The following is a 12,597-nucleotide window of genomic DNA, read 5'->3' on the forward strand; positions in this document are numbered from 1 at the left end:
TTCGTTCACCGCGCGCCGGTAGGGAGGCCCGGCGGGCGGCGGGAGGGCCTGGTCCGCTCGAAGACGTCCGCCAGACGGAACAGCACGGGTTCGCTGAACGCCCTTCCGGTGAACGTGACGCCCACGGGCAGGCCCTCCGTCCAGCCCGCCGGCACACTGATCGCGGGGTAGCCGGCCAGTCCGGGTACGAGCGCGGCTCCGTGCGGCTCGGGATCGCCCTCGACGACGTCGATGGGCCACGGCGGCGGGCAGGTCGGCATGACCAGCGCGTCGAGCCGGTGCTCGTCCATGACGGCGTCGATGCCCTCCGCCCGCGCCTTCCGCCGCACGGTGGCCAGCGCGTCGCGGTAGGCCGGGGCGTCGAGGTCCGGGGTGTGCGCGGCGAGCATCTCCAGGATGTCCTGCTCGTACAGCTCCAGCTCGACCGCTGCGTTCGCCCGGTTGGCCTCCACCAGGGCGGCGATGCTGCGCGGGTGGCTGCCGGGCGTCCGTGCGAGGTAGCGCCCCAGGCCGTGGGCGGTCTCGTTCACCACGACGTGGCCGAAGGACGGATCGGCGGTCAGCTCGCCGGCCCCCGGGATGTCCGTCCCCTCGACGACGACCGCGCCGGCCCGGCTCAGGGCCTCCAGAGCGGACTCGGCGACCGCGTCGGCCGCCTCGCTGTAGCCGAAGAACATGGTGCGCGGCACGCCGACGCGCACACCGCACAGGTCCGTGGCGCCCAGGAAGCTCCGGTAGTCGAGCACGGGCGCGCCGTCCGTCGCCCGGTCCCGCGGGTCGGGCCCGGCGATCACGGAGAGCACGTCCGCGGCGTCGGCGACGGTGCGCGTCAGCGGTCCGATCGAGTCGAAGCTGGGGATACCGGGGATCATGCCCGCCCGGCTGGTGAGTCCGGTGGTCGGCTTCACCCCGACGAGGCAGTTCGCGGCGGCCGGTCCCAGGATCGACCCGATGGTCTCGGTGCCGAGCGCCACCGCGCACAGGTTCGCCGCGACCCCCACCGCCGAGCCCGAACTCGACCCGTGCGCCGATCGCGTCGGGTCGTACGGGTTGCGTGTCTGGCCGCCCCGGGCGCTCCAGCCCGCGGGCCCGAGGATCCACGACGTCTTGTTCGCCTTGCCGAGCAGCACGGCTCCGGCAGCGCGCAGCCGGGCCACGACGGTGGCGTCGCGCTCGGGCCGGGAGCCGAGCATGACCGTCGAGCCGCTCGTGGTGTGCATGCGGTCGGCGGTGTCCAGGTTGTCCTTGAGGAGGACGGGGACACCGTGCAGCGGACCGCGGACCGGTCCGGCGTCCAGCCGGGCGGCCTCCGCCTCCGCGTCCGGATTGACCTCGATGACGGCGCACAGTTCGTCGTTGAAGCGCTCGATGCGGTCCAGGTACCAGCGGGTCAGTTCGAGGGCGGTGACACTGCCGTCGGCGAGTGCCGTCCGCAGTCCGGCCAGGGTCGCTTCGGTCGGATCAACCACGGGACACCGCCGGCAGCGAGGAGAGTTCACGCAGCAGGGCCGCCTCGTGGTCGGCCAGGTAGAAGTGGCCGCCGGGGAACCGGTGGGCCGAGAAGGGGCCCGTGGTGACCTCGGCCCAGGCGTCGACGTCGTGCGCCCGGGTGTCGGCGTCGTCCTCGCCGTAGCAGGCGTGCACCGGGCAGTCGAGCAGGTTCGGACGGTCCGTGCGGTAGGTCCGCACGAGGGTGAAGTCGGCCCGGATCGGCGGCAGGACGAGGTCGCGCAGCTCGGGGTCCTCGAAGAGCCGGGCGTCGTATCCGCCGAGGCGTTTGACCTCTTCGACGAGCGCCTCGTCGCTCAGCTCACCGCTGCCGTCGCCGCGGCGGGCCGAGCCGGGGCGCGCCGAGTTGCGCCGCGAGGGCGGCACCTGGCCCGAGACGACCAGCGCACGCACCGGCATCCGCTGCGCCACCTCGTAGGCGATCCACGCGCCCATGCTGTGCCCGAACAGGACGAGCGGACGGTCGAGCAGGGGCGTGAGCGCCTCCGTGACCGCGGTGACCATCGGCTCCATCCGGTCCAGACAGGGCTCGCTCACGCGGTCCTGCCGCCCTGGATAGCGCACGCCGACCACCTCGACGTCGGACGGCAGGGCGGCGGGCCAGGTACGGAAGGCGCTCGGGCCCCCGCCGGCGTGCGCGAAACAGACGAGGCGCACCCGGGGCCGGTCCACCGGCCGGTGTGTCCGCAACCATGTGCTGGTCTGCTGGGCGGCAATCAAGGTACGCCTCCGAGTAAGTGTCGAGTAGGGGGTCCGGGCACGGGCCGGACGCTCCCCGCCGCTCGTGGCGACCGGCGCCGGGGGCCCGGCCACGGCGTCCGCCGCGCACCGGGACGCGCCGGACCGTCGCCGCGGAGACCGCCGGGCCGCGGGCTCGGCGAGAGGGCGGCCGGTCGGTCGCTCGACCTTACGAAGGCTCGGTATCGCCCTGCTATCGGGCGCACTTCACATGGGAGGGGGAGGACGCCAGCACACGGTCGAAGGCCGCCTTGCGGACGGAGGCGGCCACCTCCGTGTGCGCCGTCTCCTCCGCGTGCAGGGCGTGCAGCGTGGGCAGCCGGTACCGGAACCAGCCGTCCGGTCCGGTGTCCGCCACCTCGATCAGCGTGGCGTCCACCAGCTCCTCGAGCAGCCGCTGCGCGGCCATCGCGCTGACCTCGAGAAGGGCCTGGGCCTCCCAGACCGCGATGCACTCGCCGTCGATGAGTCCGAGGCGGGCGTAGAGGTCGGCGGCCGCGGGCGACAGCGTCCGGTACACGCTGTCCAGGACCCGGCGGAGAACGGGAGCCCCCGCGCTCAGTTCCTCCAGCCGGTGCCGGGGGTCGCCGAGCCGGGTCAGCAGATGGGGAAAACGCCAGTGCGGCTTGGCGACGAGGCGTGCGGCCGCCGCGGACAGGGCGAGCGGCAGGTGGTCGCACAGGGTGGCGAGGCGGTGCGCGGCTACCTTGTCCTCCTCGACCCGTCCGTCGTCCACGAGAGAGCCGAGCAGCGTCACGGAGTCCGCCGGGCTCAGTTCCGGCACGCTCAGCCGCACTTGCGCAGCGGTCGCCAGGACGCGCCGGCTCGTCAGCAGGACGCAGCACCGGCCCGCCTTGGGGACGAAGTCGTGGGCGACGCTGTCGTCGGGGACGCCGTCGAGGATGACGAGGAGCCGCAGTTCGCCGATCTGCCGGTGGAACTCCCTCAGGCGGTCCTGGTAGTTGCGGGGGATCTCGGCGTCCGACATGCCGAAGGCCCGCAGCAGGGCGGCGGGGGCGTCGGCGGTGCCGGTCCGTTCGAAGTCGACGTAGAGCTGTCCGTCGGGAAACGCGTGCGCCGCCCTGCGGGCCCAGTGCAGCACCAGGGCGGTCTTGCCGATCCCGGGGCGTCCCATCACCAGGCCCACGGACGATATCCCCTCCCGTGCCCGGCGGAGCAAGGCGTCGAGAGAGCGGATCTCACCGTCGCGGCCGATCAACTCCACTGCCGCCGAACGCATTTGAGGCAGCGTGGCGACGGCGTTCAGCGGAGCGGCGGGCTCGGCGGCCGGCATCAGGTCGGAGGCTTCCTGAAGGATGGCCGTGTGCAGGTCCTGAAGGACACGGCCGGGTTCGAGGCCGATCTCCTCGCGGAAGACCCGCTGCGCCTGACGGAAGAGGGCGAGAGCCTCGGACCGGTGGCCCGAGCGGTAGTGGGCGAGCATGAGCGCGGCTCGCGCCTGCTCCCACAGCGGCCGGTCGTGCACGAGGGCCGTCAGCTCGGAGATGACCTCGCGATGCCGGCCGAGCTGCAGTTGCAGGGTCGCGTACTGCTCGTAGGCGGTGAGCCTGCGGTGGTCCAGGAGTTCCGCCTCCGTCTCCAGCACGGGGCTGGACATGTCGGTGAGAACCGGGCCCCGCCACAGTCCGAGCGCCTGTCCGAGCCGGTCGGCGGCGGCGCCGACGTCTCCGTGGCGGGCGAGCGTCTGCGCGGAGTCGACTCCGGCCGCGAACTCCATCGAGTCGATGTGGTGTCCGGCCGGGCGCAGCAGGTAGCCGGGTGCGGAGGTGGCGATCAGTTCACCCGTGTACCCGGCGGTCCGGAACGCCTTGCGCAGGCTGGCGACGCAGATGGCGATCTGCGTGCGGCACGTCGTCGGCGGCCGTCCGTTCCAGACGGCTTCGACCAGTTGATCGATCGAGACGACCCGGTCGGGTGCGAGGAGCAGCATCGCCAGGACGATGCGCTGGCGGGGCCCGCCGATCTCGACTTTCCGCGCCCCCACCCACGCCTCCAGCGGGCCGAGAACCTGGAACGAGATGTTCGGCTCGGTCCGTTCGGAATTCGCCTGCTGCGCTCTGATGTGCGGAGGTATTCCCTCTGCTTTTAGTGGTATTGTCAATGAAACTGCAGTCGCATGATGCATTACTAAGTCCCCGTTAGTTACCGCGCGACCAAGATCTTGACCTCGCCCTAGGCAATCTTGATCAGTTCATATACCTTCGCAAACCGAAGAGGCTGCCAAATATGTTTGGCAGCCTTTCCGTCGTTCCGTCTTCGTCCGCGCTCGTCTCGCGTCGACGCGGATTCACCGGACGAAATTCCGACGGTTTCATCTGCTTCGCAGGCAGGACGGGGCGGTGAGGTCAGCACGCGCACCCGATCGATCTCGTGCAGGACGACAATCCTGCCGCATTCCCCATTCGCACGGGCAACCGACAGAAGGACACGGGCCGCACTGGAAGCGCTTTCCCCTCCCAAGGCCGTCCCCTCCCCTCTCGCAGGCCCGCTCGAACCGCCTCGCACCGCTGCCACCAGGTCAAACGAGACCGTCCCAGGGAGCGAGGCCAGCATCCACACCCTACTCCCACCGGTCGACCCGGCCGCCCGAAGAGGCGCCGAAAAGCGTCGTGATCTTGACCTCATGCATCGTCTCCGTGCCGTCGCGACCCTTTGCGCCGCACAGTCCCGGCGTTTTCGGCCCTCATCGGGACCGCTCGCCCCGGCAGTCCGTGCGGCCACCGCACTCCCCCGGCGCCGGGACCGGGAAAACGAGGTTTCGGTGGTGCGCTCCCGCTGCGAGCGCACCCTCGCCGAAACCCGATCACAACAGCCCTGCCCGGACAAGTCCTTTCCGCACCGGCAGATTTTCATATCCTGCCCGAAACCCGACCAACAGGGAAAATCAGACCCACGGCCCCTGCCCTCGCCGGCGACTCCACGGCGCTATCCGAGGGTGAAGAAAACCATCGGGTTGTGGCGGCTCTCGCGGACGGGAATGTCGAGCCGCAGTTCCTTCTTCGTCCTGCTCAGGTGCTCGATGACTTCGGGAGCCTTCGCCGCCGACGGGGTGAAGAAGCGCACTTTACGTCCCGCGAGCCACTTCATGAGGACCGAGCCCTCGCTGATGGGCTTCGGCCGACGGCCGTGGAAGACGTCGTGCACGCTCGTCGGGGTCCCGGAGCGGACCTTCGGGAACACGTTCTCCAGGTACCAGCGGCCGAAGCGGGCGCCGTGGTCGGCGTCTATGAAGAGATAGTCCGCGCGGCCGACGATGTCCCCGAGCGTCTCCCGGACATCGCCCTTGGTGAAGGTCCAGCGGTCGGCGGAAAGGTCGGCCGGAACATTGCTCACCACCCGGTCGACGATGTCGAACGAATACAGGTGACCCATGCCGTTGTCGCGCAGAGCACTGAGGATCCACATGGTGGACCAGCCGTAGAACGTGCCGATCTCGACCACCGTCTCGGGCCGGTACTCGCGCAGCAGCAGATAGGTGATCTCGGCTTCGTAGTCGTCGAGTTGGGCCTTCATCGACTTGCCGCGCCGTAGGAGGAACTCCCGCTGCCGGTCCCTGACGGCACGCAGGTCGTCCTGGTACTTCACATAGAGATCCGACACCGCCTGCACGGTGAGGTCACGCAGGGAGTTCACGTCAACCGGCATGGGAGCCGTGCCGGCACCGCCGTCCACCGAGCCCGGGACATTGTTCGAGATGGCCACGAAATTCCTCCTGTTCAGACTGCGACGAAATGCAATTGAGAAACGCTGAAAACCATAGGCCAGCGCGGCATTATTCGATTATCGGCCGATTATCGGGGAGATCGTCTGACCGCCTTTTCCACGTCTTTGAAAGCCAGCAGAAGAACAGCGAGCAAACAGGCGAAAACAGGGATCCAAACGAGGCGGAAGGCCACCCAGGACGGGGTCACCGGCGCCGTGTGGAGTCCGGGCCAGCGGTGTCCCAGCCCGAGCGCGAACACGGTGGTGGCGAGCATGGCCGTCTGGTGCCAGAGGAAGACCGTCATGGCCGAGAGGTTCAGCGAGGCCACGGCCGCCCAGCAGAACTGTCCCGCGGTGGCCCGCGCCCCCGGCGCCTCCCACTCGCGGGAGGCGAGCGACGCGACCGGCTCCGTGGGCTGTCCGGTCAGCCGGCGCAGCGGGCCGCACAGCAGCAGCCCGAGACCGCACTGGGCCAGACCGAAGCAGACAGCCGCGAGACTCGGCGGGTTGAGGTTGGACAGGGCGGCCCCGGGAACGCCGACCATGCTCGCCGGATAGCCGCACCGGAGCACCAGGACGGCCACGCCGGCCACGCCGAGGACGAGCATGCCGGCCGCGTACCTGCGCCGGGCGAGGCCGCCCGCCGCCCAGAACACGCCCAGCGCGTAGGGCACCAGCCAGCCGGTGAGGACGTTCAGCCAGCGGAGCGAATCGACCCACCCCTGGTCGCCGGCCAGCCCGCGCACCAGGTCCGTGGCCACCACCAGCGCGAGAGCCACCGGCACCAGCCGGCCCGCGCCGCACCGCCTGATCAGCGGAGTGGCCGCGGTGATCACCGCGTAGACGCAGAGGAACCAGAGCGGGGACACCGCAAGCCGTACCAGGGTGCGGATCGTCTCGAACGCCACGCCCTCCACGGCCAGCCCGACCAGCACCAGCACCCACACGCCCAGCAGGGCCAGGGTGGGACGCACCAGCTGCCGCAGGCGCTGGGCCAGCCAGGTCCGGTAGCGGGTCCCGTTCGCCGTCGCGGAGGCGTGGCTCTGCGATCCGACCCGGCCGCCGACGAAGAAGAACAGCGCGAGCGGCTGCAACAGCCATGACACCGGCGCGAGGGCCGGCATGTGGTGCAGGGGGCTGTCGCCCGCCAGATGACCGCCTGCCTGGAGCACCACCGCGCTCACCAGCCAGTGGCCGAGCACCACGCCGAGGATGGAGTAGGCGCGCAGGACGTCGACCGCGCGGTCGCGGGAGAAGGGAGTCGCCGCGTCGATCCGCAGCACCGCCCGGTGCAGCCGCTGAACCGGCGCCGGCCGGACGGGCCGTGCCGTCGCCAGGTCGTCCCAGACCACGGGAGCGGGGCGCTCGACGTCGGTGGTGACCTGCACGTCAGCCATGGGTCACCTGCCGGCCCCGGCCCAGGCCGATGAGCGCGACACTGCGCAGCGAAAGGCTTCCGGGGCGCAGGTAGTCGCCGTGCCGGCTGTCGCCGACGGGGAGCCGCCGGGCGCCGAACTCCACGGACGCCGGGTCCGGGCCGAACCCCACTCTCTCGCCGAACAGTCCGTACTGGGCGTGCGGCACGTGCGAGATCCAGTCCCTGGTGCCGCGCCCCGCCCACACCGGGACGCCGGCGCCCAGCTCGGCGGCCGAGCCGACGCCCATGCCCGGACTGCCGAAGACCGCGACGCCCGTCAGCGCGGACCGCGCGGAGCCGCCCATGGCGCGCACCGCGTCCCCGCACACCACGGACCCGTACGAATGGCACATGAGGGCCACGGACGCGTCGGGGTTGATTCCCCGCAGCCGCTGGAGCTGGCGGACGAGCAGCCGCCCGCCCTCCGCCGCCCGGTCCTGGGTCACGGTGTCGCGGCTCTTGGTGCGGGGCGCACGGTAGCCGTACCACCCGATGACGGCGACCCGCGTCCGCGGCGCCAGGGCCCGCATCTGCGCGTACAGCGCCCGGCTGCCGCCGGCCACCGAGCCGTGCCGGGAGCCGAGGTGGTCGAAGGTGTCGACGGTGGTGTCCGAGCCGGGAACCAGCAGGGCGACGCGCTGCGCGTGCGCCAGGTCGCCGAGCACCTCCACCGCCTGGCCGTCGCCGTCGGCGGAGACCTGGAGGAAGTCGCGGTCGGGGGAGGCGAGAGCGTCCAGCGCGCGGGCCCGTCCGTCGTCGCCCATCCGCCGTGCCGCGTCGGCCGCGAGGGAGAGGTAGCGCCGGTTCTCGCGGTAGAGGGCGGGCAGCTTCCCGGCCGCGACTGCGGCCTGCCGGGGCGCGGCCGGCAGGCCGGGCACGGGGTTCGCGGCGGCGGCCGTGACGGACGCGACGATGCAGCCGGCGACGCCGGATATCAGCATGGCGAGTCTGATCCGCGCAGCACGCATGGACGGTTCTCCTTCGTCTGGGCATGGGTCGGCTCGACGCGTCGGACCGAGGGGAAGAGCGGCGTCGAGGACGCCGAGGTGGTGAGGTGGGGCGGAGCGGGCCGCGACCGGACGGGGCGGCCCGTCGTGCGCGGACCGTCAGATCCGGACCGGCATCTCCAGCACGACGGTGGTCGGGCCGCCGGGCGGGCTGTCGAGAGCGAGCGTGCCGTCGACCGCGGTCAGCCGTTCTCTCAGCCCCGACAGACCGCTGCCCGCGCCGATCCCGGCTCCGCCGCGGCCGTCGTCGCGGACCTGGATCCGCAGGGCCTTGCCGATGACGCGCGCGTCGACCGACGCCTTCGTCGCTCCGCTGTGCTTGGAGACGTTGGTGAGCAGTTCGGCGACGCAGAAGTACGCCACCCGCTCGATCACCGGATCCGGTCTCCGGGACATCTCCACCGACAGGGCCACGGGCACTTTGGCCTGCCCCGTCAACTGCGGCAGCGCGTCGGCGAGTCCGCGGTCGAGCGCTGCGGGGCTCATCCCGTCGATGAGCCGCCTCAGTTCCGCGATGGCGGTGTCGGTCTGGGCGCGGGCCCGTGCGACGAGGGCCCCGGTGCGTCCGGGGGACGGCTCGTCGCCCAGCGCGTCGGTCGCCAGCGACAGCGTCATGGCGATCGCGACCAGCTGGGCCTGCGTGCCGTCGTGCAGGTCCCGCTCGACCTGCCGCAGGTCGCGAGCGCCCTCGGCGAAGGCGAGGGTGCGCGCCCGTTCCAGGGTTTTGACCCGCAGCTGCGAGGCGCTGGGACCGAGCAGCTTCCTGCCCAGCAGCCGGTGCGCCCGCATCATCGTGCGAGCCGCCACCGGGGCGACGGCCAGGGCGGCCAGTCCGCCCACGACCGCCGTGACCGCCAGCCAGAGCGCCGGGCTGCCGATGACGGTCCAGACGATCGACCACACACCGAAGGCGGGCAGCGCGACCGTCAGCACGAAGGCGACCAGGTCGAGCGGGAGCCGCAGGGTGAGGTACAGGACGCTGCGCCAGGCGGCCACGTCGGACAGATGGCTCCTGATCCAGGGCAGCGCGCCGGGCTCCGCCGCCGGCGGCGCGGGGGGATCGATGCCTTCGCCGAGCAGGGTCCTCATCAGCCGGACGTGACCCCGGCCGAGACGGCGGGCTCCCGCCAGGCCGAGCGCGAGCACCGGCAGCCCGACCACGGTCAGTGAGAGCAGCCCGCCGACGTAGAGGACCGCGAGGACGTAGGCCATGCCGAGGAGGGAGAGCGGCACCCCGGTGAGGGCGAACACGATCGCTCCCGGACGCGGCGTCCGCCGTCCCGCGCGGTCCTGGTCCGCCAGGCGGGGCGCGCTCACTGCACGGCCACGGCGGTGACCGCCGGCTCCGAGGTGGCCCGCATGCCGGTGGACAGGATCGTCAGCACGGTCAGTGCCACGGGTCCCAGCACCAGGGGGGCGTAGGTGTCGAAGGCGATCGTGGGAAGCAGCTCGCCCGTCGCCGCCCAGGCGAACGCCATGCTCATGGGCGCGGCGGCCAGGATGCCGAGCACCACGCCGGCCAGCGCGGTCAAGGTGGCCTCCGTGCCCAGCATGCGCATCAACTGCCGCCGGGTCGCGCCGGTCAGGGCGAGCAGCGCGTACTCGCGCCGTCGCGCCGTGGTCAGTGAGGCGAGGGTGTTCACCGTGGCCACGGCTCCGAAGCCGGCCAGCATGGCGAGTTCCACCCCGCGCAGCCAGATGTCGCTCTCGGCGGAGGCGCTGGACGGTGCGACCTCCTGGAGGGTGCCGCTGACCGAGGCGAAGGTGCTGGAGAGTCCGACCAGCAGGGCGATCGGCACCACGGCGGAGGAGAGCCGGTGGGCGTGCCCGCGCAGGTTGTCGGCGGCCAGGGCGCCGCCGGCGTCTCCCCCGTGCCTGCGGCCCACCAGCCTGAACGGCACCCCGAGCAGCACGATGGACACACGGGCCAGCAGGGGTCCGAGCAGCCCGACGGCGACCAGGAAGAGCAGCGATCCGAGCAGGGCCAGCTGGGCGGACTTCTCGGCCGGCTGCCGGGAGGTGAACACCACGAGGGGCACGGAGCCCGCGATGACGAGGAGCCCGGCGATGCCGCGGAGCCAGCCCGCGCCGGTCTGCTCGGCCGTCTGCACGAGCACGGTGGACGGCCGGCCGCGGACGACGCGGCGGGCGGCGATCTTCGCGGCGCCGACCCCGACCAGCAGGGTCACCGCCGTCCCGATCAGCAGCGGCCAGGGGGACCACACCACGGTCGCGTCCGCGGGGACGATGTCCCGGGCGGCCAGCTCCTCCAGGAACCGTCCGGCGCCCCATGCGCCGAGCAGCCAGGCCGGCGGCGAGACGAAGAGGGTCAGCCAGAGGATCTGGCACCTGATCAGACGCTTGATCTGGGCGGGCGTCGCCCCGCTGGTCCTGAGCAGGGCCATGTCCCGGGCCTGACCGCGCACGGCGAACGAGAGCGTGTTGGTGACCGTGAACAGCGTCATCAGCATGGCGATCTCGCCGAACGCCCCGCCGATCACGCCCAGTCGCGAGCCCGCGTGGCCGTCGATCGCGGTGGCGATGAGGGAGCCGAACATGGTGATCACGGAGACGGCCATCAGGAGCACGGCGGCGGGTCCCGCGAGCAGGGAGGGCTTGGCCCGGAGCAGCCCCAGTGCGAGCCTCAGCATGCGAGTTCACTCAGCTTCTCGGAGATCTGCGCGGCGGACGGGCGCACCAGCTCGTCGACGAGGACGCCGTCGGCGAGGATGACCACCCGGTCCGCGAAGCTCGCCGCGACCGGGTCGTGCGTGACCATGACGCACGTGCGGCCGTCGTTCTCGACCCCCTCGCGCAGGAGCCACAGCACCTCGCGTCCGGTCGCGCGGTCGAGCGCCCCGGTGGGCTCGTCGGCGAACAGGACCCGCGGCCGGGTGAACAACGCGCGGGCCACGGCGACCCGTTGCTGCTGGCCGCCGGAGAGGTGGCCGGGCCGTTCCTTGCGCCGGTCGGCGAGACCCACCCGCTCGAGGCAGTCGGCGACCGCCGCCCAGTCGACCTTGCCGCCCGCGAGCCGAACGGTCAGGGCGACGTTCTGCTCCACCGTCATGGCCGGCATCAGGTTGTACGACTGGAAGATGAAACCCGCCTCCGCGCGCCGCAGTTGGGCCAGGCGGCGCTCGGGCAGCGAGGTGATGTCGGTCGAGCCCCAGTGCACGGTTCCGGAGGTCTGGCGGTCCATGCCCCCCACGCACTGAAGCAGGGTCGACTTGCCCGATCCGGACGGTCCCATCACCGCGGTGAAGGTGCCGGGGGCGAAGCCGATGTCCACGCCGCGCAGAGCGTGCACCGCGGCACGGCCGCGGCCGTACGAGCGGTGCAGGTTCTCCGCGCGGATTCCCAGACCGCTTTCCACGGAAGGTCGGGCCATGGTCCCACTGCTCAGTGACATGCCTTCATTCTCGGCAACACGGCTGCTCAGGACCATCGTGCTACCTCCCGTCCCGGGGGTTCGGATATCCGCCCTCCCTCGACGTCCCCACCGCGCTCCCCCACCGCGCTCCCGGCCCGCGCTCAGGTCCTGGACTCCTGAAGGTACGCCACGACGGCCTTGACGCGACGGTTGTCCGCGGCGGCCGGCGGAAGGTCGAACTTCGCGAAGATGGAGGCCGCGTGCTTCTCGACCGCGCGCTCGGAGATGACGAGCAGTTCGGCGATGGAACGGTTCGAGTGGCCCTGGGCCATCAGGTCCAGGGCCACTCGTTCGCGCTCCGTCAGCCGGTCGAGGGGACGGCTGCCGGTGTTGAACATACGGCTGACGATCTCCGGGTCGAGGGCCACGCCGCCGGCCGCGACCCTGCGCAGCGCCTCGATGAAGTCGGAGGTGGCCGAGACGCGCTCCTTGAGCAGATACCCGATGCCCGCCGCCTCGCCGGCGAGCAGCCGGGCCGCCCAGGACGGCTCGGCGTGCTGCGAGAACACGAGTACGCCCACCTCGGGGTGGTCCGCACGGATCTGGACGGCGGCGCGGATTCCTTCGTCCGTATGGGTGGGGGGCATGCGGATGTCGACCACGGCGACGTCCGGGACGTGTTCGGCCACCGCGGCGAGCAGTCCGTCCGCGTCGTCCGCGGTGGCGAGCACGTCACAGCCCCGGGCGGTCAGCAGTTCCACCATGCCCTCACGGAGAATGACCGAGTCCTCGGCGATGACCACTCGCACAGCGTGCTCCCTCGTTGCCGG

Annotated in this window: 10 protein-coding genes; all 10 read right to left on the reverse strand. The window is 71.9% G+C overall.

Features of this window, described 5'->3' with window-relative positions:
• Nucleotides 1–5 precede the first annotated feature (5 nt).
• On the reverse strand, nucleotides 6–1,469 hold the full coding sequence (locus ACGFSH_RS08350; RefSeq protein WP_393346202.1) for an amidase family protein: 1,464 nt from the start codon (nucleotides 1,467–1,469) through the stop codon (nucleotides 6–8).
• A complete protein-coding gene (locus ACGFSH_RS08355; RefSeq protein ID WP_393346204.1) occupies nucleotides 1,462–2,181 on the reverse strand; it encodes a thioesterase II family protein in 720 nt (239 codons plus the stop codon). The genes ACGFSH_RS08350 and ACGFSH_RS08355 overlap by 8 nt, the downstream gene beginning before the upstream one ends.
• 259 nt (nucleotides 2,182–2,440) lie before the next feature.
• Nucleotides 2,441–4,252: a BTAD domain-containing putative transcriptional regulator gene (locus ACGFSH_RS08360; protein WP_393346206.1), complete on the reverse strand. Its 1,812-nt coding sequence runs from the start codon at nucleotides 4,250–4,252 to the stop codon at nucleotides 2,441–2,443.
• Between the two features lie 941 nt (nucleotides 4,253–5,193).
• Nucleotides 5,194–5,970, reverse strand: coding sequence for a class I SAM-dependent methyltransferase (locus tag ACGFSH_RS08365; RefSeq protein ID WP_393346208.1), 777 nt, complete (start codon nucleotides 5,968–5,970; stop codon nucleotides 5,194–5,196).
• Nucleotides 5,971–6,059: 89 nt separating this feature from the next.
• Nucleotides 6,060–7,367, reverse strand: coding sequence for an acyltransferase (locus ACGFSH_RS08370; RefSeq protein WP_393346210.1), 1,308 nt, complete (start codon nucleotides 7,365–7,367; stop codon nucleotides 6,060–6,062).
• Nucleotides 7,360–8,355, reverse strand: coding sequence for an alpha/beta hydrolase (locus ACGFSH_RS08375; protein WP_393346212.1), 996 nt, complete (start codon nucleotides 8,353–8,355; stop codon nucleotides 7,360–7,362). The genes ACGFSH_RS08370 and ACGFSH_RS08375 overlap by 8 nt, the downstream gene beginning before the upstream one ends.
• A gap of 138 nt (nucleotides 8,356–8,493) precedes the next feature.
• Nucleotides 8,494–9,645 (reverse strand): sensor histidine kinase, encoded by a 1,152-nt coding sequence (locus tag ACGFSH_RS08380; RefSeq protein WP_393346214.1) that lies wholly within the window; start codon nucleotides 9,643–9,645, stop codon nucleotides 8,494–8,496.
• Between the two features lie 62 nt (nucleotides 9,646–9,707).
• Nucleotides 9,708–11,045, reverse strand: a complete 1,338-nt coding sequence (locus ACGFSH_RS08385) for an FtsX-like permease family protein (RefSeq protein WP_393346216.1) — start codon at nucleotides 11,043–11,045, stop codon at nucleotides 9,708–9,710.
• Entirely contained in the window at nucleotides 11,039–11,806 is a 768-nt protein-coding gene (locus tag ACGFSH_RS08390) for an ABC transporter ATP-binding protein (RefSeq protein ID WP_393346218.1), read from the reverse strand. The genes ACGFSH_RS08385 and ACGFSH_RS08390 overlap by 7 nt, the downstream gene beginning before the upstream one ends.
• A 122-nt stretch (nucleotides 11,807–11,928) precedes the next feature.
• Nucleotides 11,929–12,570 carry a response regulator gene (locus ACGFSH_RS08395; protein ID WP_393346951.1) on the reverse strand — a complete coding sequence of 214 codons (642 nt, stop codon included), beginning with the start codon at nucleotides 12,568–12,570 and terminating at the stop codon, nucleotides 11,929–11,931.
• Nucleotides 12,571–12,597 lie beyond the last annotated feature (27 nt).

The sequence above is a fragment of the Streptomyces sp. NPDC048481 genome (genome assembly GCF_043200075.1).
Lineage (GTDB): Bacteria > Actinomycetota > Actinomycetes > Streptomycetales > Streptomycetaceae > Streptomyces.

Excerpts from the sequence above, each read along its gene's own strand:
- ACGFSH_RS08385 (WP_393346216.1), bottom strand. The coding sequence starts at position 11,045 with ATGCTGAGGCTCGCACTGGGGCTGCTCCGGGCCAAGCCCTCCCTGCTC.
- ACGFSH_RS08375 (WP_393346212.1), bottom strand. The coding sequence starts at position 8,355 with ATGCGTGCTGCGCGGATCAGACTCGCCATGCTGATATCCGGCGTCGCC.
- ACGFSH_RS08370 (WP_393346210.1), bottom strand. The coding sequence starts at position 7,367 with ATGGCTGACGTGCAGGTCACCACCGACGTCGAGCGCCCCGCTCCCGTG.
- ACGFSH_RS08390 (WP_393346218.1), bottom strand. The coding sequence starts at position 11,806 with ATGTCACTGAGCAGTGGGACCATGGCCCGACCTTCCGTGGAAAGCGGT.